At 71.3% G+C, this 26,380-nt stretch carries 26 protein-coding genes and 2 pseudogenes; 15 read left to right on the top strand and 13 right to left on the bottom strand.

Annotated elements, in window-relative coordinates; all coding sequences use genetic code 11:
* On the bottom strand, positions 1-194 hold a 194-nt coding region (locus JJ683_RS15700; RefSeq protein ID WP_200175498.1), incomplete at its 3' end, for a PPE domain-containing protein.
* Positions 195-298: 104 nt separating this feature from the next.
* Positions 299-658 carry a PE domain-containing protein gene (locus JJ683_RS15695; protein WP_307810972.1) on the bottom strand — a complete coding sequence of 120 codons (360 nt, stop codon included), beginning with the start codon at positions 656-658 and terminating at the stop codon, positions 299-301.
* Between the two features lie 177 nt (positions 659-835).
* Between JJ683_RS15695 and JJ683_RS15690 the strand changes: the two genes are divergently transcribed.
* From JJ683_RS15690 to mnhG, 6 genes and pseudogenes are all read left to right on the top strand, one after another.
* The gene (locus JJ683_RS15690; RefSeq protein WP_200175496.1) at positions 836-3,661 is read left to right on the top strand and encodes a Na+/H+ antiporter subunit A; all 2,826 of its coding nucleotides are present in this window, start codon (positions 836-838) and stop codon (positions 3,659-3,661) included.
* A complete protein-coding gene (locus JJ683_RS15685; protein WP_200175495.1) occupies positions 3,658-4,125 on the top strand; it encodes a Na(+)/H(+) antiporter subunit C in 468 nt (155 codons plus the stop codon). Before JJ683_RS15690 ends, JJ683_RS15685 begins: the two co-directional genes overlap by 4 nt.
* Positions 4,122-5,864: a Na+/H+ antiporter subunit D gene (locus JJ683_RS15680; protein ID WP_200175494.1), complete on the top strand. Its 1,743-nt coding sequence runs from the start codon at positions 4,122-4,124 to the stop codon at positions 5,862-5,864. Before JJ683_RS15685 ends, JJ683_RS15680 begins: the two co-directional genes overlap by 4 nt.
* Complete coding sequence (locus tag JJ683_RS15675; protein WP_242474771.1) at positions 5,861-6,517, top strand: Na+/H+ antiporter subunit E; 657 nt, start codon at positions 5,861-5,863, stop codon at positions 6,515-6,517. The genes JJ683_RS15680 and JJ683_RS15675 overlap by 4 nt, the downstream gene beginning before the upstream one ends.
* A complete protein-coding gene (locus JJ683_RS15670; RefSeq protein WP_200175493.1) occupies positions 6,514-6,774 on the top strand; it encodes a monovalent cation/H+ antiporter complex subunit F in 261 nt (86 codons plus the stop codon). The genes JJ683_RS15675 and JJ683_RS15670 overlap by 4 nt, the downstream gene beginning before the upstream one ends.
* Positions 6,771-7,088 (top strand): annotated as a pseudogene (gene mnhG / locus JJ683_RS15665) (monovalent cation/H(+) antiporter subunit G); the annotation flags it as partial. The gene JJ683_RS15670 and the pseudogene mnhG, both read left to right, overlap by 4 nt.
* A gap of 119 nt (positions 7,089-7,207) precedes the next feature.
* Here the strand turns inward: mnhG and JJ683_RS15660 are convergent.
* The 4 genes from JJ683_RS15660 to napA all read right to left on the bottom strand — a co-directional run bounded on the left by JJ683_RS15660 (position 7,208) and on the right by napA (position 10,062).
* Positions 7,208-8,332 carry a glutamate--cysteine ligase gene (locus JJ683_RS15660; protein ID WP_200175490.1) on the bottom strand — a complete coding sequence of 375 codons (1,125 nt, stop codon included), beginning with the start codon at positions 8,330-8,332 and terminating at the stop codon, positions 7,208-7,210.
* Positions 8,333-8,359: 27 nt separating this feature from the next.
* Positions 8,360-8,989 carry a hypothetical protein gene (locus JJ683_RS15655; protein ID WP_200175489.1) on the bottom strand — a complete coding sequence of 210 codons (630 nt, stop codon included), beginning with the start codon at positions 8,987-8,989 and terminating at the stop codon, positions 8,360-8,362.
* A 115-nt stretch (positions 8,990-9,104) separates the two neighbouring features.
* A complete protein-coding gene (locus tag JJ683_RS15650; protein ID WP_200175488.1) occupies positions 9,105-9,743 on the bottom strand; it encodes a LytR C-terminal domain-containing protein in 639 nt (212 codons plus the stop codon).
* A gap of 10 nt (positions 9,744-9,753) precedes the next feature.
* Positions 9,754-10,062 (bottom strand): nucleoid-associated protein NapA, encoded by a 309-nt coding sequence (napA, locus tag JJ683_RS15645; protein WP_143909770.1) that lies wholly within the window; start codon positions 10,060-10,062, stop codon positions 9,754-9,756.
* Positions 10,063-10,301: 239 nt separating this feature from the next.
* Here napA and JJ683_RS15640 point away from each other — a divergent pair, with 239 nt between their 5' ends.
* Both JJ683_RS15640 and JJ683_RS15635 read left to right on the top strand, forming a co-directional pair.
* Positions 10,302-10,886: a peptide deformylase gene (locus JJ683_RS15640; protein WP_200175487.1), complete on the top strand. Its 585-nt coding sequence runs from the start codon at positions 10,302-10,304 to the stop codon at positions 10,884-10,886.
* Positions 10,887-10,950: 64 nt separating this feature from the next.
* Complete coding sequence (locus tag JJ683_RS15635; RefSeq protein ID WP_200175486.1) at positions 10,951-12,102, top strand: putative acetyltransferase; 1,152 nt, start codon at positions 10,951-10,953, stop codon at positions 12,100-12,102.
* A 15-nt stretch (positions 12,103-12,117) separates the two neighbouring features.
* Here the strand turns inward: JJ683_RS15635 and JJ683_RS15630 are convergent, their stop codons facing one another.
* The 3 genes from JJ683_RS15630 to JJ683_RS15620 form a co-directional block, all read right to left on the bottom strand.
* Positions 12,118-12,474, bottom strand: a complete 357-nt coding sequence (locus JJ683_RS15630; protein WP_200175484.1) for a GNAT family N-acetyltransferase — start codon at positions 12,472-12,474, stop codon at positions 12,118-12,120.
* Between the two features lie 74 nt (positions 12,475-12,548).
* A complete protein-coding gene (locus JJ683_RS15625; protein WP_200175499.1) occupies positions 12,549-13,502 on the bottom strand; it encodes a diacylglycerol kinase in 954 nt (317 codons plus the stop codon).
* A gap of 35 nt (positions 13,503-13,537) precedes the next feature.
* Positions 13,538-15,121, bottom strand: coding sequence for an FAD-binding oxidoreductase (locus JJ683_RS15620; RefSeq protein ID WP_200175482.1), 1,584 nt, complete (start codon positions 15,119-15,121; stop codon positions 13,538-13,540).
* Positions 15,122-15,304: 183 nt separating this feature from the next.
* On the opposite strand from JJ683_RS15620, the gene JJ683_RS15615 reads away from it, so the two are divergent.
* The 7 genes from JJ683_RS15615 to JJ683_RS15585 all read left to right on the top strand — a co-directional run bounded on the left by JJ683_RS15615 (position 15,305) and on the right by JJ683_RS15585 (position 23,420).
* Positions 15,305-15,997, top strand: coding sequence for a TetR/AcrR family transcriptional regulator (locus tag JJ683_RS15615; RefSeq protein WP_200175480.1), 693 nt, complete (start codon positions 15,305-15,307; stop codon positions 15,995-15,997).
* Positions 15,994-17,541 (top strand): glycerol-3-phosphate dehydrogenase/oxidase, encoded by a 1,548-nt coding sequence (locus JJ683_RS15610; protein WP_200175477.1) that lies wholly within the window; start codon positions 15,994-15,996, stop codon positions 17,539-17,541. Before JJ683_RS15615 ends, JJ683_RS15610 begins: the two co-directional genes overlap by 4 nt.
* A 350-nt stretch (positions 17,542-17,891) precedes the next feature.
* Positions 17,892-18,740: a glycine-rich protein gene (locus JJ683_RS15605; protein WP_242474770.1), complete on the top strand. Its 849-nt coding sequence runs from the start codon at positions 17,892-17,894 to the stop codon at positions 18,738-18,740.
* A 138-nt stretch (positions 18,741-18,878) separates the two neighbouring features.
* Entirely contained in the window at positions 18,879-19,688 is an 810-nt protein-coding gene (locus tag JJ683_RS15600; protein WP_200175473.1) for an exodeoxyribonuclease III, read from the top strand.
* A 297-nt stretch (positions 19,689-19,985) separates the two neighbouring features.
* Positions 19,986-21,686 (top strand): phosphomethylpyrimidine synthase ThiC, encoded by a 1,701-nt coding sequence (gene thiC / locus JJ683_RS15595; protein ID WP_200175471.1) that lies wholly within the window; start codon positions 19,986-19,988, stop codon positions 21,684-21,686.
* The gene (locus JJ683_RS15590) at positions 21,683-22,573 is read left to right on the top strand and encodes a PfkB family carbohydrate kinase (RefSeq protein WP_200175469.1); all 891 of its coding nucleotides are present in this window, start codon (positions 21,683-21,685) and stop codon (positions 22,571-22,573) included. The genes thiC and JJ683_RS15590 overlap by 4 nt, the downstream gene beginning before the upstream one ends.
* A 397-nt stretch (positions 22,574-22,970) precedes the next feature.
* Positions 22,971-23,420: a hypothetical protein gene (locus JJ683_RS15585; RefSeq protein ID WP_200175468.1), complete on the top strand. Its 450-nt coding sequence runs from the start codon at positions 22,971-22,973 to the stop codon at positions 23,418-23,420.
* A gap of 4 nt (positions 23,421-23,424) precedes the next feature.
* On the opposite strand, the gene JJ683_RS15580 is transcribed toward JJ683_RS15585, so the two are convergent.
* The 4 genes and pseudogenes from JJ683_RS15580 to thiG form a co-directional block, all read right to left on the bottom strand.
* Positions 23,425-24,318, bottom strand: a complete 894-nt coding sequence (locus JJ683_RS15580) for an adenylate/guanylate cyclase domain-containing protein (protein WP_200175467.1) — start codon at positions 24,316-24,318, stop codon at positions 23,425-23,427.
* Between the two features lie 52 nt (positions 24,319-24,370).
* Positions 24,371-25,138 (bottom strand): ABC transporter permease, encoded by a 768-nt coding sequence (locus JJ683_RS15575; RefSeq protein WP_200175466.1) that lies wholly within the window; start codon positions 25,136-25,138, stop codon positions 24,371-24,373.
* The gene (locus tag JJ683_RS15570) at positions 25,138-26,187 is read right to left on the bottom strand and encodes an ATP-binding cassette domain-containing protein (RefSeq protein WP_200175465.1); all 1,050 of its coding nucleotides are present in this window, start codon (positions 26,185-26,187) and stop codon (positions 25,138-25,140) included. The genes JJ683_RS15575 and JJ683_RS15570 overlap by 1 nt, the downstream gene beginning before the upstream one ends.
* 88 nt (positions 26,188-26,275) lie before the next feature.
* Positions 26,276-26,380, bottom strand: a pseudogene (thiG, locus tag JJ683_RS15565) (thiazole synthase); the annotation flags it as partial.

The raw sequence follows: 26,380 nt of genomic DNA, 5'->3' as shown, positions 1-26,380 counted from the left end.
GGGCCCTGCCACGTGGCCCCCAGCCCGCCGACCGCGGCCGTCAGCGCCGCGGCGCCCGCGCCCAGCAGCGCGGTCAGGTCCGCCCACGCCGCCGACGCCGCCGACATCGGCACCGGTCCCGGCCCCGCATACAACGTGGTCGAGTTGATCGTGGCACCGCGCGGAAACCACACCACCCCTGTGAATCCGACCATTGAGAATCTCCCCCTTCGACAATGTGCACGCGGGCGCCCCCCGCGGCCGCGCACCCGGCGTCCAGGCCCTGCCGGCCGGTGCGCGCCGAATCAGTTGTGCCGGATCAGTACAGCGCGCCCACCGCCGACGAGGCCGCACCGTCCGACGATGCGTACGCGGCCGCCTGCATGCGCAGCGCCTGCGCCGCACACCGCAGCTCACGCGCGCCCGTGGCCGCGGCGATGTCGAAGCTGTCCGCTACCACGTGCTGGTTGCGCGAGACGGTGAGCGACACCTCCTCCGCGCCGGCGGGCGCCGCGTGCAGCGCCGGCCCGTGCGTGTGCCGGGCCGCGTCGATCCCCTCCGCCACCGCGTCCAACTCCACCGCCGCAGCCAGCATGGCCGCCGGCTCGACGACCACCATTCCTCCGGCGCCGCCGCCGACTCCCCCGCCGCCGAAAACGGCGTCACTGATCCCCGTCACTTTCCCCCCTCGGATCCCCATTCGCCCGCCACCCCGCGAACGCTCGTCAACCTAACACGCGTCCGAGGCGGGCGCGAGAGGTTATGCACAGGCCCCATACCGCTCTGTCAAGCAGCCCGGAAGCGTTCCATTAAGATCAATCCGAGCCCGCGTCCGCATCAACGGTCGGAGTACTGGATGATCACACTGCTCGTCGCGTATCTCATCGCGGCGGCCAGTGCTCCCCTCCTTGTGCGGACTTGGGGTCGCAATGCGTTCTACGCCCTGGCCGCGGTGCCCGCGGCGGGCACGGTGTGGGCCGCCACCGCCTGGGGGTCGTCCGCCACGGTCGATGCCCGATGGGTGCCGCAGCTGTCGATGAACTTCGCGCTGCGCTACGACGCACTGGCCCAGATCCTCACCGTCCTCGTCCTCGGCGTGGGCGCGCTGGTGCTGGTGTACTGCGCGCGCTATTTCCGCGACTCCGAGCCGCGGCTGGGCCTGTTCGCCGCCGAGCTCACGGCGTTCGGCGGCGCCATGCTGGGCCTGGTGCTCAGCGACAACATGCTGCTGCTCTACATCTTCTGGGAGATCACGACCGTCCTGTCGTTCCTGCTGGTGGGACACTACGCGGAGCGTGCCACCAGCAGGCAGGCGGCCACCAAGGCGCTGCTGGTCACCACCGCCGGCGGGCTCGCCATGCTGGTGGGCATCGTCGCGCTGGGGCACCAGGCGGGCACCTACCTGCTCTCCGAGATCGTCGCCGACCCGCCGTCGGGCACCGTGGTGAACATCGCCGTGGTGCTGCTGCTCATCGGCGCGCTGAGCAAGTCGGCCATCGTGCCGTTCCACTTCTGGCTGCCCGGCGCCATGGCCGCGCCCACTCCCGTGAGCGCCTACCTGCACGCCGCCGCCATGGTCAAGGCCGGCATCTTCCTCATCGCGCGGCTGGCGCCCGCCTTCGCCACCACCCCGTACTGGCGTCCCCTGGTGCTCACTTTGGGGCTGGTGACCATGATCCTCGCTGGCTGGCGCTCGCTGCGCGAGTACGACCTCAAGCTGGTGCTGGCCTTCGGCACCGTCAGCCAGCTCGGCTTCATGGTGTTGCTGATGGGCGTGGGCACACGCGACGCGGCCCTGGCGGGCGCGGCGGTGGTGGTGGCGCACGCCCTGTTCAAGTCGTCGCTGTTCATGGTGGTCGGCATCATCGACCACGCCGCCGGCACGCGGGACATGCGCGAGCTCGCGGGGCTGGGCCGCGCGCACCCCGTCCTCGCCATCGTGGCCGTCGCCGCCACCGCCAGCATGGCGGGCGTGCCCCCGTTCATCGGCTTCGTCGGCAAGGAAGCGGCGTTCGACGCGCTCGACCACGCGCCGGTCGCCGCCATCGCACTTCTCACCGGCATGACCGTCGGCTCGATCTTCACCGTCGCCTACTCCGTGCGCTTCCTCGTGGGCGCGTTCGCGGGGAAGGGCCGCGAACCCACCCGCGCCGTGGCCGGCATGCACGCGCCGGGCGTCGCCCTGCTCGCCGCGCCCGCCCTGCTCGCGGCCGCCGGGCTGGCCGCCGGGTTCGCCTCGGGCTGGATCGACACCCTGCTGGCCCCCTACGCCGACACCCTCACCTACGGCGGCCCACACCCGTACCACTTGGCCCTGTGGCACGGGATGACGCTGCCGGTGTGGCTGACGATCGTGGTCATCGCAGGCGGCGTCGGGATGTTCGCGGCGCGTTCCACCCTCAAACGGTGGGGTCCGGACAGGCCGCCGCTGGGCAACGCGGACCGCGTCTACGAGGGTGCGCTGCGCCTGGCCGACAGGATCTCGCTGCGCATGACCGGCACGGTGCAGCGCGGTTCGCTCCCCATCACGCAGGCCATCATCCTGGCCACGTTCGCGGTGCTGCCTGCGGCCACGCTGCTCGTGCTCGGCGTCCCCGACGTACAGGTCGCCGGCTGGGATTCGCCGTGGCAGCTCGCCATCGGCGTGCTCATGATCGCCCCCGCCCTGGCCACCACCGTTCTGCGCAACCGCCTCGCGGCCGTGCTCATGGTGGGTTTCACCGGCTACGGCATGGCGATGCTCTTCGCGCTCCACGGCGCACCCGATCTGGCCCTCACCCAGTTCCTCGTCGAGACGCTGCTGCTGGTGGTATTCGTCCTGGTGCTGCGCAAGCTGCCCGCCGAAGCCTCGGTGCCGCAGCCCACGCGCCGGATGTTCCGGCTGCGTTCCGCCCGCATCGTGCTGTCCGGGCTGGTGGGGATCACCGTGGCGCTCATCGGCGCCTACGCCATCGGTTCGCGCACGGCGCGGCCGATCTCCGATGCGATGCCCGAGGCCGCCTACAACGTCGGCGGCGGCAAGAACGTCGTCAACGTGCTGCTGGTAGACATCCGTGCGTGGGACACGCTCGGCGAGATCTCCGTGCTGCTGGTCGCCGCCACCGGCGTCGCCAGTCTGGTCTTCCGGCACCACCGGCTCGGCGGGGCGCTCCGGGTCTCGGACGCGCCGGAGGAACTGCGCAACGGCCCGGCGACCAGGTCGCTGCGGCTGGTCGGCAGCCGCATCTCCGATCCGCGCACGCGCTCCCTGGTCCTGGAGATGACCACCCGACTGGTCTTCCCCACCGTGATGGTGCTGTCGGTGTACTTCTTCTTCGCCGGCCACAACCATCCCGGTGGCGGATTCGCGGGCGGACTCACCGCGGGCCTGGCCCTGACGTTGCGCTATCTCGCCGGCGGACGCTACGAGATCGGCGAGACGCTGTCGATCGACGCCGGAAAGATCCTCGGCGCCGGGTTCCTGCTGGCAGCAGGCACCGCCGCCGTGTCGCTGATGATGGGCGCCCCGGTACTGTCGTCGGCGATCCTCGAGGTGACGCTACCGGTGCTCGGCCACGTCAAACTCGTCACCGCTCTGTTCTTCGACGCAGGCGTGTACTTGATCGTGGTGGGCATGACCCTCGACATCCTGCGCAGCCTCGGCGCGCACCTGGACTCGCGGGCGGAGGTGAAGCTGCAGTGACCGTCGACATCGGCCTGCTCGTCGTGGTCGCCGTGCTCGTTTCCTGCGGCGTCTACCTGCTGATGGAACGCTCCATCGTCAAGATGCTGCTGGGCCTGCTGCTGGGCGGCAACGGCGTCAACCTGCTGCTGGTGCTCGCCGGCGGCGGCGCCGGCAACGCGCCCATCATCGGCAGTGACGGCCGCATCTACGACACCGACGCGGATCCGCTGGCACAGGCGATGATCCTCACCGCCATCGTCATCTCGATGGGGCTCGCCGCCTTCGTGCTGGGGCTCGCCTACCGCGCGTTCACCGCCACCAACACCGACGACGACGTCGAGGACGATCCCGAGGACACCAAGGTGGGCCTGCGCGGCGAGGCCGAGTCCCCCCTGCGCGACCGCACCGCCGACCCGGTCACCGGCCGGATCACCCGCGCAGGCGACCAGTTCGGCCCCGCAAACGCGAGCGAGGAACCGTGACGGAGGAAGCCGCCATCGAATGGCTCATCCCGCTGCCGGTGCTCGTACCGTTCCTCGGGGCCGCGGCCACCATGACCCTCGGGCGCCATCCGCGGGTCCAGCGCATGCTCAGCATCCTCGTGCTGGCGCTGGGTACCGCCGTGGCCTGCGCGCTTCTTGTGCTGGCGGACCGCAACGGCATCACCGCCATCCAGGTGGGCGGCTGGCAAACACCGATCGGCATCACGTTGGTCAACGACAGGCTGTCCGCGTTGATGCTGGTCATCGCGTACGTGGTCTTGCTCGCCGTGATGGTTTACGCGGTGGGGCAGGGCATCCGCGACGGCGACGAGCACCAACCGGTGTCGATTTTCCAGCCCACGTACCTGGTCATGGCGGCGGGGATCTCCAACGCGTTCCTCGCCGGCGACCTGTTCAACCTGTACGTGGGCTTCGAGGTGCTGCTGGCCTCGAGCTTCGTGCTGCTCACGCTGGGCGCCAGCGAGGACAGAGTGCACGCCGGCGTCACCTACGTGATGGTGTCGATGCTGTCGTCGCTGGTGTTCCTCGCGGGCATCGCGTTCACCTACGCCGCGACAGGCACCCTCAACCTGGCGCAGCTCGCGGTGCGGCTCAGCGCGGTGCCGGAGGGCGTGCGCATCGCGATCTTCGCCGTGTTCCTCGTCGCGTTCGGCATCAAGGCGGCGGTGTTCCCGCTGTCGTCGTGGCTTCCGGACTCGTATCCCACCGCCCCCGCACCCATCACCGCCGTGTTCGCCGGCCTGCTCACCAAGGTGGGCGTCTATGCGATCATCCGCGCGCACACGCTGCTGTTCCCGGGCGGCGCTCTCGACGACGTCCTCCTGGTCGCCGGGCTGGCGACGATGCTCTTCGGCATCTTCGGCGCCATCGCGCAGACCGACACCAAGCGGCTGTTCTCGTTCACCCTGGTCAGCCACATCGGCTACATGATCTTCGGCATCGGACTGTCCACCGAGTTGGGGTTGACGGGCGCCATCTACTACGTGGCGCACCACATCGTCGTGCAGACGACCCTGTTCCTGGTGGTAGGGCTGATCGAACGGCAGGCCGGTTCCGCGTCGCTGCGCCGGCTCGGCAGCCTCGCCGCGGCCAGCCCCGTGCTCGCGGTGCTCTACCTGATCCCCGCGCTGAGCCTGGGCGGCATCCCGCCGTTCTCCGGGTTCATCGGCAAGGTGACGCTCCTCGAAGCGGGCGTGGAAGCCGGGACGCCGCTCGCGTGGGTGTTGGTGGCGGGCGCCGTGGTCACCAGCCTGCTCACCCTCTACGCGGTGATGCGGGTGTGGACGAAGGCATTCTGGCGTTCGCGGGACGACGCCCCGGAGGGCGACATGGTCGCGGCGCGCCCGTCGGTGCTGCTCGACGACGTCGGCGACGTCGCGCTGGCCGAACGCCGCGACGTCGGCCGGATGCCGTCGCTCATGGTCGGGTCGACAGCGGCGCTCGTGCTGGTGGGGATCGCGCTCACCGTCGTCGCCGGCCCCCTGATCGGCTACACCGAACGCGCGGCCGACAACCTCAACGACCGGTCGGTGTACGTCGGAACCGTGCTGGGCCCCGAGGCGGCGGCCGAACTCCCTGAAGCCAGCGGTCCCGCCGAGCACACCGGGCTGTCCGACGCGTCGTCCTCGCAGCCGTCCACCGCAGGATCCGTGCGGCAGGACTCGTCCGCAAGCCGTCCGCAACCGGGCGGCGCAGCGGCCACGGAGGGCGCACCATGACCGCATTCGCGCAGTCGCTCGCCCGCCGCATGCGCACGCCGCTCACCGTGCGCGACGTGCTCATCCGCCTGTGGGTCATCTCCTGGCTGACGTTCGTGTGGGTGCTGCTGTGGGGCGAGGTCACCGCCGCGAACGTCGTCGGCGGCCTGGCCGTGTCGCTGGCGATCCTCATCCTCGCCCCGCTTCCGCAACTCCCCGTGGAGGGTCGGCTGCACCCCCTGTCCGCGATCCTGCTCGTGCTGCGCGTGGCGTTCGACCTGGTCGTGTCGTCCGTCGAGGTGGCGTGGCTGTCCGTCCGGCCCGGGCCGCCGCCGATGACCGCCATCCTGCGCGCGCACGTGTCCGTCCGGTCCGACCTGGTGCTGGGGCTGCTCGTGGACGCGATCAACGTCGTGCCCGGCACGATAGTCCTCGAGGTCGACCGCCGCGCCCGCGTGCTCTACATCCACGTGCTGGACGCGCACAGCGCCGCAAAGGTCGACCGGTTCTACGCCAACGTGGCACGGCTCGAGCGCATGTTCATCAGGGCCTTCGAACGCGAAGACGACTGGCAGGAGCGGGTCCGCCGGCCGACGCCGCGCGTGGTCTCCGCGCGCGGCGCGCCGGGCGACGCCCGGCAGCCCGAGGACGACGAGAGGGGGCAGCGCCGATGAGCGTCGTCTGGATTCTGGCCGGCTGCGCGCTGGTCACGGCGGCCCTGCTGGCGGTGTACCGCCTCATCGCCGGGCCGAGCACCCTCGACCGGCTCGTCGCCACAGAAATGGCGGCGTCGACGTGCCTGTCCGGCATGGGAGCCTGGGCCGCCTACAGCGTCGACTCCGCGGTACTCGCCGCGCTGGTGGCCCTCGCGCTGCTCGGCTTCATCGGCTCGATCTCCGTGCCCCGCTTCCGACGGCGTGATCGCGAATGAGCACCGCACTCGACTGGACCGCCGCGATCCTGGTGCTGCTGGGCTCGCTGTTCGCGCTGACGGCGGCCATCGGCCTGGTCCGCTTCCCCGACACCGTCAGCCGCATGCACCCCAGCACCAAGACCCAGGTGCTGGGCCTGCTCCTGGTGCTCACCGGCGCGGGGATCCGGCTGCACGGCAGCGTCGACGTGGGCATGCTGGTGCTGGCGGGGCTGTTCACTGTCATCGTGTCGCCGGTGTTCGCGCACCTGGTGGGCCGCTCCGCCTACCGTGAGCGCGGGCTTCGCGTGGACCTGATGACCCGCGACGAGATGCCCGCGGAGCCGGCAGTGGTGGACGAGCAGCTGGACGAGGACTCTGATGACGCTGCTGACGCCGACGACTCTGATGACGCTGATCCCGACTCCGACGCTGACGGGTCCGCCGGCCCCCGTTAGCCCCGCAGTTCGCCGGTCAGCGAGTCCACCACCGCCCACAGGTCGCCCCCGTACTCCTCGCGCACCCGGCGCTGCCGTTGGTAAGAAGCTCCGCGCCGCGGGATCTCGGCTACGCCCGCCAGCTCGGCCGCGCAGCCGAGCCGCCACGCCACCGGCTGCAGCCGGGTGAGCAGGTCGTCCAGGTCGTCGGTGACGGCCCGCTCCGTGTTGTCGGCGTCGACGATCACCTCCGCGTCCAGGCCGTAACGGGCCGCCCGCCACTTGTTCTCCTGCACGTGCCACGGCGGCAGCGCGGGCAACGTCTCGCCGTCTTCGAGCCGCCGGTCGAGGTCCACCACAAGGCACTGGATCAGCGCGACGATCGACCGCAACTCGGCGAAGGTGGGTACCCCGTCGCACACCCGCACCTCGATGGTGCCCAGGTGCGGCGCGGGGCGGATGTCCCAGCGGACCTCGGTGAGGTCGTCGATGACGCCCGTCGCGAGCTGGTCGCGGACGAACCCCTCGTAGCCGGACCAGTCGTCGAAGTGGAACGGCAGCCCCGCCGTCGGGAGCTGCTGGAACATCATCGCCCTGTTGGAGGCGTAGCCCGTGTCGTGCCCCGACCACACCGGCGACGACGCGGACAGCGCCAGAAGGTGCGGGTATCGCAGCAGCAGGGCGCCGAGGATGGGGAACACCTTGTGCTGCGACGAGACGCCGACGTGCACGTGCACGCCCCAGATCAGCATCTGCCGGCCCCACCACTGCGTGCGCTCGATGAGCTCCCGGTACCGCTCGCCTCCGGTCAGCTGCTGCACATCCCAGCGGGCGAACGGGTGGGTGCCGGCGGAGATGAGGTCGATGCCCATCCGGTCCGCCTCGGCCCGCACCGTGGCCAGCCCCGCGCGCAGGTCGGCCATCGCCTCAGCGACGTCGACGCACACGCCGGTGACGAGCTCGACGGTGTTGCGCAGCAGTTCGCCGTGCAGCCGCGCCGCCTGCGACGGTTGTTCGCGGCGCACCGCATCCAGCAGCCGTTCGGCGTCATTACGCAGGTCGCGGGTGCGGCTGTCCACCAGGGCGAGCTCCCACTCGACCCCGATGGTCGGCCGCGGCGAACCGGCGAAGGCGATGGACACGTGCGGCGCCCGGGTAGCGCTGCCCGGTCAGCTGCCCTTGACGACGCCGCAGCTCACGCGGGTGCCATCGGCGGACATCACGACCACGGCGCTGCCCTGCCCCGCCGCGAGCCGCTCCACTTGGACGCCCGGAACGGTGGTGTCGAGGGTGCCGTCGCCGGCGTCGGAGACCGGCAGCGTCAGCGTGGTGCCGCTCTCGCCGCCGCCGAGGCTGCGGACCTGCCCGGCCGACTGGAACTGGTCCGCCGCCACGCACGCGCCATTGTCGGTGACGCCGACCTTGTACATGCCGGCGTCGAGGTTGCTGTCGTCCACCTCGACGTTGACGGTCAGGCCGCCCTGCTCGTCGCCGAGCTGCACGGTGCCGACCTGGTCACCCGTCGCATTCTTCAGCGAGGCCGTGAAACCGTAGGCCGCCTGGGGCTTCTTGGCGTCACCGTCCGTGCCGGCCGCCTCGTTGTGGGCCCCCACCGCGCCGCCGTCCGCGCCGGCAGGGTCGGGAACCCCGGTGAACACGGCCGGAAACTCATAGGTGGCGTCCGCCGGGGCGGACGTCTCGCCATTGCTGCACGCCGTCAGCGCGACAGCCGCCACCGCGATGGCCGGCGCCACCAGCCACGGACTGCGCCGAAGCTGGCTGTGCGAACGGTTGGTCATGGGTCGGCCTCCTCGAAGTAGTGCCCTGAGCATAATCAGGCGGGCTCGCGGCGTGGGACGGTGGTGCGCTCCGGCCGCCGCGGCCCGCGGACCGCGCAGTGATCCGGCCCCCGGCTCACCGGTCCGCGGTGACGATGACGATCACCCCGGGCGACGCGCTCACGATGCCCGCGAAGCGCGGCTCCACCGGCAGCCCCAGCTCGGCGCCCACCTTCTGCGCCGCCGCCTTCTCGCCCGCACCGTCGCCGTAGTAGACGGCGCTGCGTGGCACCTCGCCGTCGTTGTAGTTGCCGACGTGAGCGACGGACCACCCCTCCGATTCCAGCGTGCCGGCGGTGTCACCGGCGAGGCCCTCGACGGTGCTGTTGTTGTAGACCCGAACCGGCGTCCGCTTGGCCTCCGCGTCACTGACGTTTCCGGCCGCGGCGGTGGCCGCGGCCTGCGTGGTCGTGGCAGCGGCGGACCCGGATTCCGCGGTCCCGGATTCCGCGGACCCGGTCGAATCCGCCGTCGTTCCCGTCGCGGCGCTCTGCGTATGCCGCGACGCATCGGCCGCCCGCGACGCACCGCCCGAACCATCCTGCGGCGCCGCGGTGGGCGACGTCGTCGCAGACGACGACGAACCGGACGCGGCGGCGTCCGAGCCGGACATGCTGATGAACCCGAGACCGGCGAACACGATCGCGGCGGACAGCAGCACCATCGCCAGCGCCCGCAACGGAAGTCCCGACGGCTCGGGGGAAGGGGTACTCACCGCAGCGAGTTTAGGTGATGGTGATTCCGAGGCGCCGGGCCGCACGGGCCTTCTGCCTGCTGGCACGCAGCCGCCTGAGCCGCTTCACCAGCAAGGGGTCCGCCGCGAGCGCCTCCGGCCGGTCCACCAGAGCGTTGAGAACCTGGTAGTACCGGGTGGCGGACAAGCCGAAAGTCTCCTTGATGGCCTCTTCCTTGGCCCCCGCGAACTTCCACCACTGGCGCTCGAAGGCCAGGATGTCACGCTCGCGGCGGGTGAGCCCGTCCTCCGGTTGGTGCGCGTCGTCGCCGGTTGTCTCTCGCGCTGCTGCGCCGTCCATCGTCTCCTCGACTCCCCGTTTCTCGCGGCCCCGTGCCACACGGAATGCGTGCCGCACCGCCCGGCGCCGACCCGATCAGGAACGAACCCGGTCAGGAATGACAGCCTTGTGATTCCTGCGGCCATTGAACCACGGTCGCCCCGCGACGCAGGGGACGTGGCCGGGTCGTGTCGGAGCCCCACGCGGCACGGGCCAGGCCGGGGCAGCACGGCCGACGGCGCGCACTATCCTGTATGACCATGGCAATCCTTCCCATCCGCATCGTCGGCGACCCCGTTCTGCACCAGCCGACGAAGCCGTTCGACGGCGACCCGGCAGACATCGCCGAGCTGATCCGCGACATGTACGAGACGATGGACGCCGCCAACGGCGTCGGCTTGGCCGCCAACCAGGTGGGCGTCGATCTGCGGGTGTTCGTCTACGACTGCCCCGACGACCGGTCCGACCGCCGCGGCGAACGGCGCCGCGGCGAGGTCGTCAACCCCGTGCTGGAGACCTCCGAGGTTCCCGAGACCATGCCCGACGAGGACGACGACGTGGAGGGCTGCCTGTCCGTGCCCGGCGAGCAGTACCCGACAGGCCGTGCGGACTGGGCGCGAGTCACCGGGTTGGACGCCACCGGTGGGCAGGTCACGGTGGAGGGCACCGGGTTCTTCGCCCGCTGTCTGCAGCACGAGGTAGGCCACCTCGACGGGCACCTGTACCTCGATGCGCTGATCGGCCGCAACAAGCGCGCGGCCAAGAAGATGCTCAAGCAGAACGGTTGGGGCGCCCCCGGCAACAGCTGGACCCCCGGCGAGGACGACGACCCGTTCGGCTACTGACACCGGGCCGGACCCCTGCGGAACCGGCCGTACCTGCAATGCACCGACGGGAGGCGGCGACGCGATGGGCCCTGGCCGCAGACATCCGGCGCCCGCCGTCGGCTCACGTGTGGTGCTGCGTTTCCGGCGTGAACCCGGATCCGTGCCGTCGCAGTCCGACGCGCTGGGCACCCTGGTCGCGCTCAGTCCCCTCGTGCGGGTGCGGACGGCCGACGGCGCCGAGGTGTCGGTGGAACCGGGCCGGGTGGTGGTGCTCAAGTCCGTGCCGCCGCGGCCGGTGCGGAGGTCGGCGATCCGCGCCGTCGAGTTCGCGATCGCGTGGTCGCGCGCGGACGTCGAAACGGCATGGGTGGCCGGGTGGGTGGCCCGGGCCGGTGGCGCTGCGGGCACGCGTGCCCCGGAGGGCGCCCCGACGGCGTATCCGGGCGGCGTCGACCCCCTGGCCGCGGGCGCGGCGACGCCCCTGGCGGACCCGGCGATGCCGGAGGGCGACTTCTTTCACGACCTCCTCGACGCCCGCACCCTCGACACGCTCGGCGCCTGGTTCACCGGCCGTGGCCTGCCCCTCACCCTGCGTCTTCCGGATCGCCTCGTGCGCCCGCCCGCCGAGTGGCAAGGCTTCGCCGAGCACCTTCTACTCACCGCGGATCTGCCGCTGAGCGCGGCGGGTCGGCCGGCAGGCGCCGTCGCCGGGGCAGCCGCCTTGGAAACCGCCGGGGACGCCGTCGACCCCGCCGCCGGGCATCGCGGCTCGGCGCGCGTCCGTATCGGCGCCGCCGGGAGTGCGGTGGAGGCCGTGGCACGGATCTCCGAAGGGTCCGACGGCCGGGTATGGGCGGTTCTCACGGTCGAGGCGGCGGAACCGGGACGAGTGCCCGCCGCCGGGACGGCCCCGGACCGCGACGGCGCCGTCGAAACGGGCGCCGTCGAAACGGGTGCCGTCGAAGCGGGTGCCGACGACGCGGGGGCTGCCGTGGAGGCGCTGTGCCGGTGGGCGGCCGGCGCCGGGGCCTCCGGAGCGGTGCTTGCCCTACACGAGTCCGGCGGGGTTAAGGGCGGGGATACTGCCGGGGATACGGGTGGCAGTGCGGGCAGTTCCGCAACCAGTGGAGGCCGCCACGTACGCCGGGAAGGGTTCGAGGACACCGTGGTGCGCACGCTGGGCTTCGCCGATCATCATCGGTGCCGGTACGTCCGGCTGCGGCCGGACGGGTGAGCGAACGCGCGCCCATCAGACGGTGGTGATGTGCTGGAAGTCCGGGTTCTTCGCGAGAAAGCGCTGCACATAGGTGCAAACGGGCCGCACGCGCCAGCCACGGTCGCGGGCGGCCGTCATCGCGAACTCGACGAGCTCCGCCGCCAGTCCGCGCCGCCAATGGTCCTCCATGATCACGGTGTGCATGAAGGCCACCTGCGTGCCGGCACCGGCCGTGGCCGCGGTCTCCCCCGGCGTCTCCACCGCGTAGCCGAGGATGCCGATGAGCTCATCACCCACCCGCAGCTCGAAGCGGTCCTGCGCGGTGTTCTCGACCAAGCCCAGGGCGGGCGTCCCGGTGCCCGGGGCCGCCGCCGTGTCGTTCGCGTTCATCGCACCTCCCGATGTGGGTCGACGAGCGCGTTGCCGCACTCACGACTGTTCTAGCACCGAAACCTGAGAACCGGTCATGATTCCCCTGAGTCTTGCGCCGGAGCCGCCCTTTCCGCCGGGACCAGCAGCCGCAGCGCCCGCGGCTCGGCCGTGATCACCGCAGGAAGACGTCCCAAACGGTCGCCGTCGGCGTAGACGTTGATGCCGGGTGAGGAGATGTCGATGCGGCGCGCGCGCGAGGTGGTCACCTCGGACCTGTGGACGTGTGTCCCGCGGAACACTGTGGGAAACAGGCGCACCAGTGTGCGCCTGGGAATGTAGCGGATGACGGTGAGATCGAGCAGGCCGTCGGTCGGGTCGGCGTCCGGGCAGATGAGCATGCCGCCGCCGTAGCTGCGGGTATTCCCGACCGCAGCGAGCACGACGTCCTCCTCGATCACCGTGCCCGGGCCCCCCACGGCGCCGGCGCCCGACTCCGCAGCGGGACCGTCGAGGACCAGGCGGAACGGCAGCGGCCGCAGGTTGAGGAACTCCGCGAGGATCGCCAGGTTGTAGCGCATGCGCCCGTGCGGCCAGGTCATGCGGTTGGTGCGGTCGCTGACAAGCGAGTCGAATCCGGCCGCGAGCACCGTCCCGAACCAGTGTTCCGCGCCGTCCGCCGTCCGGACACGGCCCAAGTCGACGTCCATGACGGCGCCGGCGGTGACGACGTCGGCGGCGGCCTCCGGGTCACCTATGGGGATACCGTATTCACGTGCGTGATCGTTGCCGGTGCCTGCGGGGACGATCCCCAACGGCACGCCGCTCCCCGCCACTGACTGCAACGCGATGCCGATCAGACCGTCACCACCGGTGGCCACCAGCGCATCGGGGCGCTCGGCGACCGCCTTGCGCGCGAGCCGCAACGCGTCGTCCGCATCATCGCCGATCAGTTCGGTGATCGACGCGCCCGACGCGCGCAGGCGCCGCCCCGCACGCTCGGCGATGTCGCGCGCCTTGTTGTGTCCCGAATACGGATTCGTGAGCATCGCGTAGTGCGGCCCGGCGCCGCGGCGGGGGGATGTCACGGGATCAGCTTTCCGGGATTGAGGATGCCGGCCGGGTCGAGCGTGCGTTTCACCGAGCGCAGCACCGCCACGCCGAGCTCGCCGATCTCGCGGATCATCCAGTCGCGATGGTCCGCCCCCACGGCGTGGTGGTGGGTGATCGTGCCCCCGTGCTCCACGATCGCGTCGCTCGCCGCCCGCTTGGCCGACGCCCACTGTTCGGCGGCGTCGCCACGCTGACCGGCGACCACGGTGAAGTACAGCGACGCGCCCATGGGGTATACGTGCGAGATGTGGCACATGACGAGCGCCGGCGTGCCCGTCTGCTGAAGGGCGTCCGTGAGCGCGGTGGTCACCGCCGACTTGAGCGCATGCAGATTGGACCAGGACGTGGCGGTCTCGAGGGTCTCGCACAAGGCGCCGGCATCGAGCAGCGCGTCTCTGAGGTAGGGCGCCGAGAACCGGCCGGCGTCCCAATCGCGTGCGGGCTGCTCGCCCAGCGACCGGCCGCCGTACGCATCGAACAGCGCGTGCGTCTCCGCATGCCGGGACTCCGCGTGCGCCGCGGTGCCCTCGAACGTGGTGACCGCCAGGCACCCGCCCGTGATCTGCTGCGCCCCGATGTGCTCAGTGGTGGCGAGGTTGATCCCGGTCTCGGCTTCGTCGGACAGGCGCATCACCGTGGGGCCGGCCCCCTGCTGTTCCACGGCGCGCATCGCCTCCGCCCCGGCAGCGAAGTCGTCGAACGCCCAGGCCTCGTATCGCACCGCCTCCGGCACGCGATGCACGCGCAGCCGGACCCGGGTGATGACCCCGAGGGTGCCCTCCGACCCGGCCACGAGCTGGCGCAGGTCCGGGCCCGCCGCGCTGGCCGGAGCCGGCCCGCCCGCCTCGAGCACCCCGGCGGGGGTGACCAGGGTGAGCTCGCTGATCATGTCGTCGAAGCGGCCGTACCCGGCGGACGCCTGCCCCGACGACCGGGTGGCGGCGAACCCGCCGATGGTCGCGTACTGGAAGCTCTGCGGAAAGTGCCCCAGCGAGAATCCGCGCTCCCCCAGCAGCCGCTCCGCCTCGGGCCCCGTGACCCCCGCGCCCAGGACCGCCTCCCCCGAGACCTCGTCGAGCGCCTCGAGCCGGTCGAACCTGCGCAGGTCCAGCGAGACCACGGCCGCGTGGTCCTCGCGCACCGGGTTCAGCCCGCCGACCACGCTGGTGCCGCCGCCGAACGGCACGACCGCGATCGACCGCCGCGAGCAGTGCGCGAGGATGCGCGCGACTTCGTCGTCGGTGCCGGGCGCCAGCACCGCGTCCGGCGCATCCTGCCTGGGCGCACGGGTGCGGCGCAGCAGGTCCGGGGTGGATTTGCCGCCTGCGCGGGACAGCCGGTCGCCGTCGGAGGTGCCGACGTGTCCGGCGCCGACGATCTCCACGAAGGCGTCGTGGTCCGTCGCGGCGAGGGCCGACGGCGCGAGCTCCACCTGCGCCGGGTCGCAACGCGCACCGTCGGCCCCCGACACCCCCAACGCCTGTTCGAGCAGCGAACGGATGCCGTCCGACAGCGTCGTGGCGGCGGACGGGTCGCCCCACGCGTCCCACTTCATCGGGGGAAGCGGCAGCGTATGCGCCGGAAACGCGGATCGAGCACTGCCAGCGGTGGAATCGGCCATCGTCGTATCGCTCGCAATCTGTCGGGTCGGCGGTGATCGGGTCAGCGGTGATCGGGTTAGCGGCATGTGGATCAGCTGATGCCGCATCCGTCCGCCGCATGCATTACAGTATTACACATGCTGTCAATCCGTAACGGCGCTTCGGGGGCCACGCCCGGGCCGGGTCCCGCGGTCACGGCCGACGCGGCCCGCACGCCCGAACCGGCACTCGAACCGGCGCCGACGCCGCCGCCGCCCGGGCCGGCCCCGGGCGGCCACTCGGTGGACGACGCCATCCTCGACAGCACCGCGCGCGCGGTGGTGGACCTGGGCGTGGACCGCATCACGGTGGCAGAGGTGGCGCGGCGCGCGGGAGTCAGCCGCCCCACGGTGTACCGACGCTGGTCGGGAATGGAGGAGGTCCTGGCGGCGCTGCTCACCCGGGAGATCCTGCGCATCGCCGACGGCCGGCCCGCCATGGCCCGCGACCGCGCCGACCTGGTCGACCACGTCGTGGACATCACCTGGCGGCTGACCGATCACACCGTGCTGCACACCGTGTTGCACCAGAGCCCCGAGGTCTTCCGCATCTACGTCCTGACCCGGCTGGGCACGAGCCAACGCGCCCTGATCGACGTGCTCACCGCGCACATCGCCCGCTTGCAGCAGCAGGGCGAGGTGCGTGCAGGCGAGCCCGCGCAGCTCGCGACCATGGTCCTGCTCATGGCGCAGTCGGCGATGCAGTCCGCCGGGATAGTCGCGCCCATCCTCGATACCCATGATCTGTCCGACGAGCTGGCCCACGCACTGAACGGATACCTCGCACCATGAGCACCGCGCACCCCGCATCCTCACTCAATGCCGCACGCCGCGCCGCGGAGCTGCAATCCCTGGCGGACGGCGGCGTCGTCGACCTGCTCGTCATCGGCGGCGGCATCACGGGTGCGGGCGTCGCGCTCGACGCGGCGGCGCGCGGGCTCGACGTCGCGCTGGTCGAGGTGCACGACCTGGCCTTCGGCACCAGTCGCTGGAGTTCCAAACTGGTGCACGGGGGGCTACGGTACCTCGCCTCCGGCAACGTGGGCATCGCCCGACGCAGCGCCATGGAACGCGGCATCCTCATGACTCGCACCGCACCTCACCTCACCCGCACCTTGCCGCAGCTCGTGCCACTGCTGCCGTCCATGGGCGCGGCCCAGCGCTATCTGACACGGGCGGGATTCCTCGCGGGTGACGCCCTGCGCGCGGCGGCCCGCACCCCTGCGTCGATGCTGCCGCGGTCCCGCAAGGTCGACGCACGCACCGCGGTCGCCCTGTCCCCCACCGTCGCCCGCGCGGGCCTCGCCGGCGGCTACGTGAACCACGACGGGCAGCTGGTGGACGATGCGCGTCTCGTCGTCGCCGTCGCACGTACCGCCGCAGAGAACGGCGCACGCGTCCTGTCCCGGGTCCGCGCCTCGGACGTCACCGGCTTCGGCGCGACGCTCACCGACACGCTGACCGGCGAGTCGTTCGGAATGCGCGCCCGCGCCGTCGTCAACGCCGCCGGAGTGTGGGCGGGCGAGGTGGATCCGTCGATCAGCCTGCGCCCCAGCCGCGGCACGCATCTGGTGCTCGATTCCGCGACCTTCGGCCACCCCACCGCATCGCTCACCGTGCCGATCCCCGGCGAGACCAACCGGTTCGTCTTCGTGCTGCCACAGCAGCTCGGCCGGGTGTATGTGGGGCTCACCGACGAGGACGCGCCCGGCCCCATTCCCGACGAGCCGCAGCCGTCGCGACAGGAGGTCGACTTCCTGCTCAATACCGTCAACACCGCACTCGAGGTGCCCCTCACCCGCGAAGACGTCCTCGGGGCATACGCCGGACTGCGGCCGCTGATCGACTCCGGCGGGGGACGCACCTCGGACCTCTCGCGCGAGCACGCGGTGCTCGAATCCCCCGAGGGCGTGCTCAGCGTCGTCGGGGGAAAGCTCACCGAGTACCGGTACATGGCGGAAGACACCGTCGACCGCGTGATCGCCCAGCGCGAAGTCGACGGCGGGCCCTGCCGCACGCGCGATCTTGCTCTGGTCGGGGCGCCGATGCACCCGGCCACGGGCACGACGTCTCCGGATCCTTCCGCACCGGCGGTGCCGCAGTCGCTGCAAGAACGCTTCGGCGACGAGGCGCCCGAAGTGTTCGAGAGCGCCACCTGCACGAACCCGGCGGGGGCCATCGCCGAGGGTATCGACGTCACGCGCGCCGAGGTGGAGTTCGCGCTCACGCGCGAGGGTGCCCTCGACGCCGCGGACGTGCTGGACCGGCGCACCCGCATCGGGCTGGTCGCGGCAGACCGGGAACGCGCGCTGGCCGCGGTCCAGGACTTCTTCTGATCGGGGCGCCCTTTACCGATCCGAATACCGATTGCGCGGACCGGCCACACACTCCACCACGTGAACCTGAACGGCCGAATGGCGGAACCGGCGCTCGAACCGCGCAATCCACCCCAAACCTCGTTATCGAACTGTTACTTTTAGCCGCTGAAATATACGTCATCTGGCGGATCCGCCGGATCCCTAAGCAGTGCGAGTGTCGACGTGTGCCACCGGCACCGGCCCCGCCGAACGTCGGGGCGGAGGAATCGACAGCGAAGGGCGGCAAGCACATGGCCACACCGGATCGTCACAGCATCCGCAAGCTAGGGATCGGAGTGACCGGGATCGCGATCGCAGGAGCCTTCTCGTTGACGGCACCCGGATTCGCTTCGGCGGCCGCACCGCTGGGCAACTGCACTCCCAATCCGCTCCACACCGAAATGACCTGCACATACACGTACACCGGAACTGTGCAGGAGTTCGAAGTTCCGGAAGGGGTGACGAAGATCGATGCGACGGTAGTCGGTGGACACGGGGGAGGCTCCGGAGGCGTCGGCGGGCAGGCTGCGACCATCGCCGGCAGGCTCACCGTGACGTCGGATTCGACGCTGTACATCCGCGTCGGCGGCAACGGCGGGGACGCCACCGTGACCGGGCCGAACACTGGTACCCCGGGAGCAGGCGGCTGGAACGGCGGGGGCGACGGCAGCAGAACCGGAGGCTCCGGATCGGGATACGTCTCACTCGGCGCGGGAGGTGGTGGCGCCAGCGACATCCGCACCGGTAGCGGCCTTTCCAGCCGACTGATCGTCGCAGGCGGCGGCAGCGGAGGATCCGCATACACCGATCGGACCGGAGCAGCCGCCGGCGCGGAAGGGGCAGGCGGACTTCCCGGGGCCCCCGGCACGGGCACGACCGGCGGCGAAGGCGGCGGCCCTTATGGTTCCCACCCCGCCGCGGAGGACGGACAGTTGGGCGAAGGCGGTAATGCCACCGGCGATGGCAGCGGCGGAGGCGGGGGCTACTACGGAGGTGGCGGCGGCGGCAACGGCGGCAGCACCGGGGGCGGAGGATCCTCGATGCTCAATGGCGACTGGATCGAGAATCCGACACTCGCCGACGCCGACGCCGCCCCCACAGTGACTATCACCTACGCAACCGGCGGCGGCCTCTTCGGTTCGCTCGCGAGCATGGGCGACCTGTTCGGCTCGCTCTGATCCGACTCGGGCACCGGATAATCCGGCGCGAGCACCGGTTACGCGATCCGAGCGTGCTTTCCCGCCCCCCTGACGTGGAACGCGCGCTCGGATCGGGGCCGCCACCGCCGGCCGTGCACCTCCGCTAACCTCACTGTCATGCGCTTCGCCACCTGGAACGTCAACTCCGCCCGCGCCCGCATCGACCGCATCACCGCGTTCCTCGAGCGCCAGGACATCGACGTCCTCGCCATGCAGGAGACCAAGTGCAAGGATGCCCAATTCCCGGCGGAGCGGTTCACCGAGCTCGGCTACGAGGTGGCGCACTTCGGCCTGAGCCAGTGGAACGGCGTGGCAGTGGTCTCGCGGGTGGGGCTGACCGACGTGGAGACGCGGTTTCCCGGACAACCCGGTTTCCACAAGGACCCGGAGCAGGACCAGGCGGTCGAGGCGCGTGCTCTGGGCGCCACCTGCGACGGCGTGCGGGTGTGGAGCCTGTACGTGCCGAACGGCCGCGAGCTCGACGATCCGCACTACACCTATAAGCTCGACTGGCTGGCGAAGCTGCGCGATCAGGCGGCCGGGTGGCTCGAACAGGACGGTTCCGCGCAGGTGATGCTGGCCGGCGACTGGAACGTGGCGCCCACCGACGACGACGTGTGGGATCCGGCGTTCTTCGAGGGCAAGACGCACACCTCGCAGCCCGAGCGCGACGCCTTCGACGCCTTCGCCGACGCCGGATACGTCGAGGTCACCCGCGCGCACACTCCCGACCAGTACACCTATTGGGACTACACGCAGCTGCGGTTCCCCAAGAAGGAGGGCATGCGCATCGACTTCGCCGTGTGCTCCCCCGCGCTGGCGGCCCGCGTGACCGATGCGAGCATCGACCGTGAGGAGCGCAAGGGCAAGGGCGCCAGCGACCACGCTCCCGTCATCGTCGATCTGGGGTGTCCCCCGGCCGCCTGACCGCATGCGGAAACCTCCGCTCAGGCCCTCGAAGCGACGGGATCCGCATACGCTGGCCGGTTTCGGGGCCCGCGGATGGCGACGCATCGCTACCGGATCCACGGCGATCTGGTCTACGGTGGTGCGGTATCCGGCACGCGGGCACCGCCCGCCGCCGGGGCTCCCCTCTCGGGGACAACTTCACAGCACGGGTGCTCGCGCCAGCGGGCTGAGAGGACGGCTAGCTCACCTTCGAGCGATCAGGGCCGTCGACCGTATGAACCTGACCGGGTAATGCCGGCGTAGGGAGGAAACACCATGGCCACATCCGCCTCGAACACGGAGCAGGGCTCCATCACCACGGGCCCCGTCACCACCGGCCCCATCGAGGGCTCCACCAAGCACCATCTGCCGGTGCCGGGCACGGACTTGCGCTTCCCGAGCCGCCGCATCCACCTGACCGACGGCACCCACCACGACGTCTACGACACCTCCGGCCCGTACACCGACGAGGCGGCGCGGATCGACCTGGAGGCCGGCCTGCCACGGGCCCGCGACGCGTGGTCGCGCCCGGCCCCGGTGGACGGCGCCGCAACCCAGCTGGCGTGGGCCCAGGCTGGGATCATCACCGCCGAGATGCGTTTCATCGCCGCGCGCGAGGGTGCGGCGCCGGAGCTGGTGCGCAGCGAGGTGGCCGCCGGCCGTGCGGTGATCCCCGCCAACCACCGGCACCCCGAGTCCGAGCCCATGATCATCGGCAAGGCGTTCGCCGTGAAGATCAATGCGAACATCGGCAACAGCGCCGTGCGCAGCTCGATCTCCGACGAGGTGGAGAAGATGGTGTGGGCCGCCCGCTGGGGCGCCGACACCATCATGGACCTGTCCACCGGCAAGGACATCCACCGCACACGCGAGTGGATCCTGCGCAACTCCCCGGTGCCCGTCGGCACCGTTCCCATCTACCAGGCGCTGGAGAAGGTGGGCGGCGACCCGACGGCTCTCACCTGGGATCTGTACCGCGACACGGTGATCGAGCAGTGCGAGCAGGGCGTCGACTACATGACGGTGCACGCCGGGGTGCTGCTGCGCTACGTGCCGCTCACGGCGAAGCGCGTCACGGGCATCGTCTCCCGCGGCGGGTCGATCATGGCCGCGTGGTGCCTGGCCCACCACACGGAGTCCTTCCTGTACACGCACTTCGAAGAGCTGTGCGACATCCTGCGCGGCTACGACGTCACCTTCTCTCTGGGCGACGGCCTGCGCCCCGGCTCGATCGCCGACGCCAACGACGAGGCCCAGTTCGCCGAGCTGCGCACCCTGGGCGAGCTGACGAAGATCGCGAAGTCCCGTGGCGTGCAGGTGATGATCGAGGGGCCCGGGCACGTGCCGATGCACAAGATCGCCGAGAACGTGCGGCTCGAGGAGCAGTGGTGCGAGGAGGCACCGTTCTACACCCTCGGCCCGCTGGCCACGGACATCGCGCCCGCCTACGACCACATCACCTCGGCGATCGGCGCCGCGATGATCGCGCAGGCCGGCACGGCGATGCTCTGCTACGTCACCCCCAAGGAACACCTGGGCCTGCCGAACCGCGACGACGTCAAGACCGGCGTGATCACCTACAAGATCGCGGCGCACTCTGCCGACCTGGCCAAGGGGCATCCGCGCGCGCAGGAGCGGGACGACGCACTGTCCAAGGCGCGCTTCGAGTTCCGGTGGATCGACCAGTTCAACCTGTCGCTGGACCCCGACTCCGCGCGCGCCTTCCACGACGAGACGCTGCCCGCGGAGCCTGCCAAGACCGCGCACTTCTGCTCGATGTGCGGACCCAAGTTCTGTTCCATGCGCATCTCCGCGGACGTGCGCGAGTACGCCGCCGAGCACGGACTGGAGACGCAGGAGCAGATCGACGCGGCGATCGCGATCGGCATGGCCGGCAAGTCCGCGGAGTTCGCCGACCACGGCTCGCGGGTATACCTGCCGTTGACCGAGGCGGCCACGGGGGCGGCGGACGCGTGACCGTCCTCCCTGTGCCCGCGCCCGGCCGCACCCCGCCTCGCGCGCTGACCATTGCCGGCTCGGACAGCGGCGGCGGCGCGGGCATCCAGGCGGACCTGCGGACGATGGCCATGTCCGGGGTGCACGCGTGCGTCGCGGTGGCCGCGGTGACCATGCAGAACACCACGGGCGTCACCGGGGTCCACCCGGTCCCGCCCGAAATCGTCGCCGGCCAGATCCGCACCGTGGTGCAGGACATCGGTGTGCAGGCGGCGAAGACCGGCATGGTGGCCGAGGCGCCGATCATCGAGGCGATCGTGGAAACCTGCATCGGCATCGGCATCGGCGGCGGCCGCGGTTCCGCGGAATCGCACGACGGCGCACCGCGGTGCGCCGTTCCGCTGGTGGTGGACCCGGTGTGCGCGTCGATGCACGGCGATCCGCTGCTGAAGCCGCACTCGCTGGCCGCGCTGCGCGACCTCCTGGTGCCCCTGGCCGACCTGGTCACGCCGAACCTCGACGAGGTCCGGCTGCTGACCGGCGTCGACGTCACCGACGGGGCGACCCAACGCGACGCGGCGCGCGCGCTCGTGGGCCTGGGCGCACGCTGGGCCCTGGTGACCGGCGGTCATCTGCGTGCCGGCGCCGACGGGCCCACCGGCGAGAGCACCGACCTGCTGTTCGACGGCCGCGACTGGTTCGAGTTCTCCGGGCCGCGCGTGCACACGGGCGACGATCACGGGGGCGGCGACACCCTGGCCGCGGCGATCACCTGCGCGCTCGCGACCGGGGCGGCGATGCCCGACGCGGTGGCGCACGGCAAAGACTGGGTGACGCGTTGCCTGCGGTGGGCGTATCCGCTGGGCGCCGGGCACGGCCCGGTATCGCCGCTGTGGCGGTTGCAGTAGCACCAGCTCCGTCACCGCGCGGAACAACCTATACAATTCTTTGAATTCCTGCTAGAGTGGTCATCTCAGCACAGCTAGGTGCACCGACGCGGCGACGCCGTCCACCGCCGGCGGATCACGAACCGGTGAGGAAACGTGACCGTCGGACATGCCGAGATCGGCCATTACGACATCGTCCGGCCCCGCCTCCGCGGCGCGCGCACCAGCGACGGTCGGCATCGCCACCGTCCCCCATCGGCGCGGACGTCGACGACCGCGTCATATCCCCTCCCCGGCCCTGTACCGGTCCTCGGCCCCCTTTTTTTACACACCGCATGCTCCCCGCGCCGCGTGCCGCCAGGCCCGCGCCGCCGGAGAGCCGGCCGAGGCGGACTTCCCCGCCGGATCGGAGCTGACCATGACACGCACCATCGCCGCACGGGGCCGCAGCGTCCGCGCCGCCGTCGCACTCGCAACCGCCGGTGCGGGCGCGGCGGGCATCCTGGGTCTCACCGCGACCGCCGCATCCGCGGCGCCGCTGAACGCCCTCACCGTCGAGCCCGGACTCAGCATCGGCCTCGGAACCCCATACGGCACGAGCTGCGCGTACAAGACCACGGTGCAGACCGGCAGCACTGCGACCGTGAACTTCGACTACCGCAAGACGGACCAGACGTACTGGACGCCCTTCGACGTGCAGTCGACCGTCGGCCCCGGAACCGCGGTGACGCACTGGACGCCGGCATTCGGTCCGGGCGCCTACGAGGTCCGTGCGACATCGGGAAGCACCACGGAGGTGTTCACCACCGACGTGGGCATCGGCATCAACCTCGGCAGCGCCTGTGTGGTGCTCGGGCCGTTCCGCTGATCTGCTAGGCGCCCTCGACCCGGTACATCCTCAGGTCGTCGGGCACGCCCCGCGCCCGGCTGAGGAAGAATCGGCGATGCTCCTTGAGCCGCAAGTCCTGCTCCTGCAGCCACAGCGGGTCGAGGACGCCGCGCACCGCCTCGGAGATCACCACGTTGCCGTCGCGGCCCGCCTCCATCATGCGGGCCGCGATGTTGACGTCCACGCCCAGCCAGTCGTCGCCCATGCGGCGGGGATGGCCGCTGTGGATGCCGACGCGGATGACCGGCCGGTAGCCGTCGACGTCCACGTCCGCCAGCGCCGCGCGGGCGGCCACGACCGCCTCCAGGGCCCGCTCCGGCGATCGGAAGTCGGCGAGCAGCCCGTCGCCCATGCGCTTGACCACCCGGCCGCCGCGCGCCACGATCTCGGGCTCGACGGCGCCCGCCACAGCACGCAGCAGCCGCAGCGTCGCCTCGTCCCCCGCGCCGAGCGCCCACGTGGAGAACGACACCAGGTCCGTGAACACCAGCGTCACCTCGGTGTCGCCCTCGCCCCGCCCCGTCCGCTCGCGCACCGCCTGCCACACCTGCAGGGCGGCGAAGCCCGCCTCCCTGGATGCCCCGGTGGAATCGGGGAAGACCCGCTCGGCGACACGGGCCACCGCCCGCGCGCCGCCGTCGCCCGCCACGGACAGCGGGTCGCCGAAGCCCTGGTCGCCCGGCAGCACCCGGCGGGCGCGCCGGACCAGTCCCACCAACTGCGGCGACCTGTCGATCCGGCGCGCCGACTCCCGCACGCTGTCGAGGAACTCCGCCGCGCGGCGCGCCGACCCGTCCGGCGCACTGTCCGCCGCATCACCGTCGTCTGCCGAACCGCCTTCGTCTGCCGCACCGCTGGAACCCGTGTCGACGCTCACGCCCTCACACTATGCGATGCGGGCCCGCAGCGAGCGGCGACGAAAGCCGCTCTCACGCGTCGCGTTTGTTCACCACGCCCACACTGATGCCGAACACGATCGCGGTGAACACGACGAAGTACACGAGACCGCCCCACGGCCCCCAGTGGAAGTCCGCGGTGGTGCTGCCGTGCGCGCTGAGGAAGTGGTTGATGTTGGCGAACGGCAGGAACACGTAGATGTCCTTGCCGACGTCGCCGAACAGCAGGAAGAGCTGCTCGATGACGAGCGGCCACAGCACCACCAGCGCGATGGCGGCCGCGGTCTGCCGCAGCAGCGCACCCACCGCCACCGCGAGCACTGCGGCCAGCGCGGCGTAGAGGACCACGCCGTACAGCACCCGCCAGGTCTCCGCGTCCAGACCCATCTCAATGGCGGGACCGGACCCTGCGATGCCCTTGGCCAGGAAGAACGCCCCGAAGGTGGTGACCGCGACGACGACGGCCGCCACCACGGCGACCACCGCCGCCTTCACCGAGATCACCTGGGCGCGGTTGGGGATCGCCTGGAACGTGGTGCGGATGATGCCGAACCGGTATTCGGTGGTGACGGTGAGCGCCGCCATGATCATCACGATCATCACGCCGAATCCGTTGACGCCGCCGGTGGCCGACGTGGCGGACAGGACGAACGGGTCGGAGCCCTGCGTCGCGTCCGTGTTGTGCGAGAGCACGGCCATGAGCACGGCGATGCCGAGCCCCAGGACGACGATGAGAGCGGCGCACCACCAGGGCGAGCGCGTCGACGTGAGCTTGATGCGTTCCGCAGCGACGACTCCCATCACCGCACCTCCTTGTCTGCGCCCTGCTCGTGCGCGGCGTGCCTGCCCGCGGGCGGCGTGCCCCCTTCGGCCGCGGGCGGTCGCCCCGGCGGAGGGCCGCCCTCCGGCCCGTGCCCCAGCATCGCATCGGCGTCGGCCCCGTGGTATTCGACCTGGTCACCGGTGAGCTTCATGAACGCGTCCTCGAGCGATCCGCTCTGCCCGGCCAGCTCGTGCAGCGCCAGCGACCGCGCGGCGAGCATGTCGCCCACCTGGTCGGTGGTGGCGCCGGAGACGACCAGGTGCGGCGGGTGGATCGGGTCGGCGGGCTCCAGGCGCACCCCGAGGCCGCCGTCGCGCAGACACCGCTCGATCTCCTCGAGGCGCGGGCCGCGCACGCGCACAGTGGTGTCGGTGGCGAAATCCACGAACTCCTGCACCGACGAATCGGAGATGAGCCTGCCCCGGCCGATCACCACCAGGTTCTGCGCCGTCAGCGCCATCTCCGAGAGCAGGTGGCTGGACACGAGCACCGTGCGCCCCTCTGCGGCCAAGTGCTGCATGAACTTGCGGATCCAGACGATGCCCTCCGGGTCGAGGCCGTTCACCGGCTCGTCGAACAGCAGCACCTCCGGATCGCCCAGCAGCGCGCCGGCGATCCCCAACCGCTGCGACATGCCCAGCGAGAAGCCGCCCGCCCGCTTGTCCGCCACATCCGACAGGCCGACGAGCCCCAGCACCTCGTCGACGCGCGTGCGCGGCAGGCCGTTGGACGCGGCCATCCACTTGAGATGGTTGCGCGCCGAACGGTTGGGGTGCACCCACTTGGCGTCGAGCAGCGAACCGACGGTGCCGAGCGGATTGCTCAACTGCCCGTACGGCACCCCCTTGACGGTGGCGGTGCCCGCGGTGGGCCGGTCGAGCCCGAGGATCATCCGCATGGTGGTGGATTTGCCGGCCCCGTTGGGCCCCAGGAAGCCGGTGACGATGCCGGGCTTGACTGTGAATGTCAGGTCGTCGACGGCCACGGTGGAGCCGTAGTGCTTCGTCAGGCCTCGGACTTCGATCATGGTCACCAGCATGCCGGATGCCCCGGTTCCGTGCAGCACCGGAGGTGGATGGGGGTCGGCGGCGCCTTGCCCTGTGCGGCACCCGCCCTCAGCTGCGCCCGTCGGGCGCCGGGGACGACGCCTGCGCCCAGAACCGCCGGGGCACCCGGCCGGCCCGGCGCGCCAGGCGACCCGCGCGCACCGCCGCCGCCAT

Source organism: Tomitella cavernea (genome assembly GCF_016599145.1).
Lineage (GTDB): Bacteria > Actinomycetota > Actinomycetes > Mycobacteriales > Mycobacteriaceae > Tomitella > Tomitella cavernae.
Note: the sequence above shows the minus strand (reverse complement) of the source record. Positions and strands in the feature narration are given on the sequence as shown.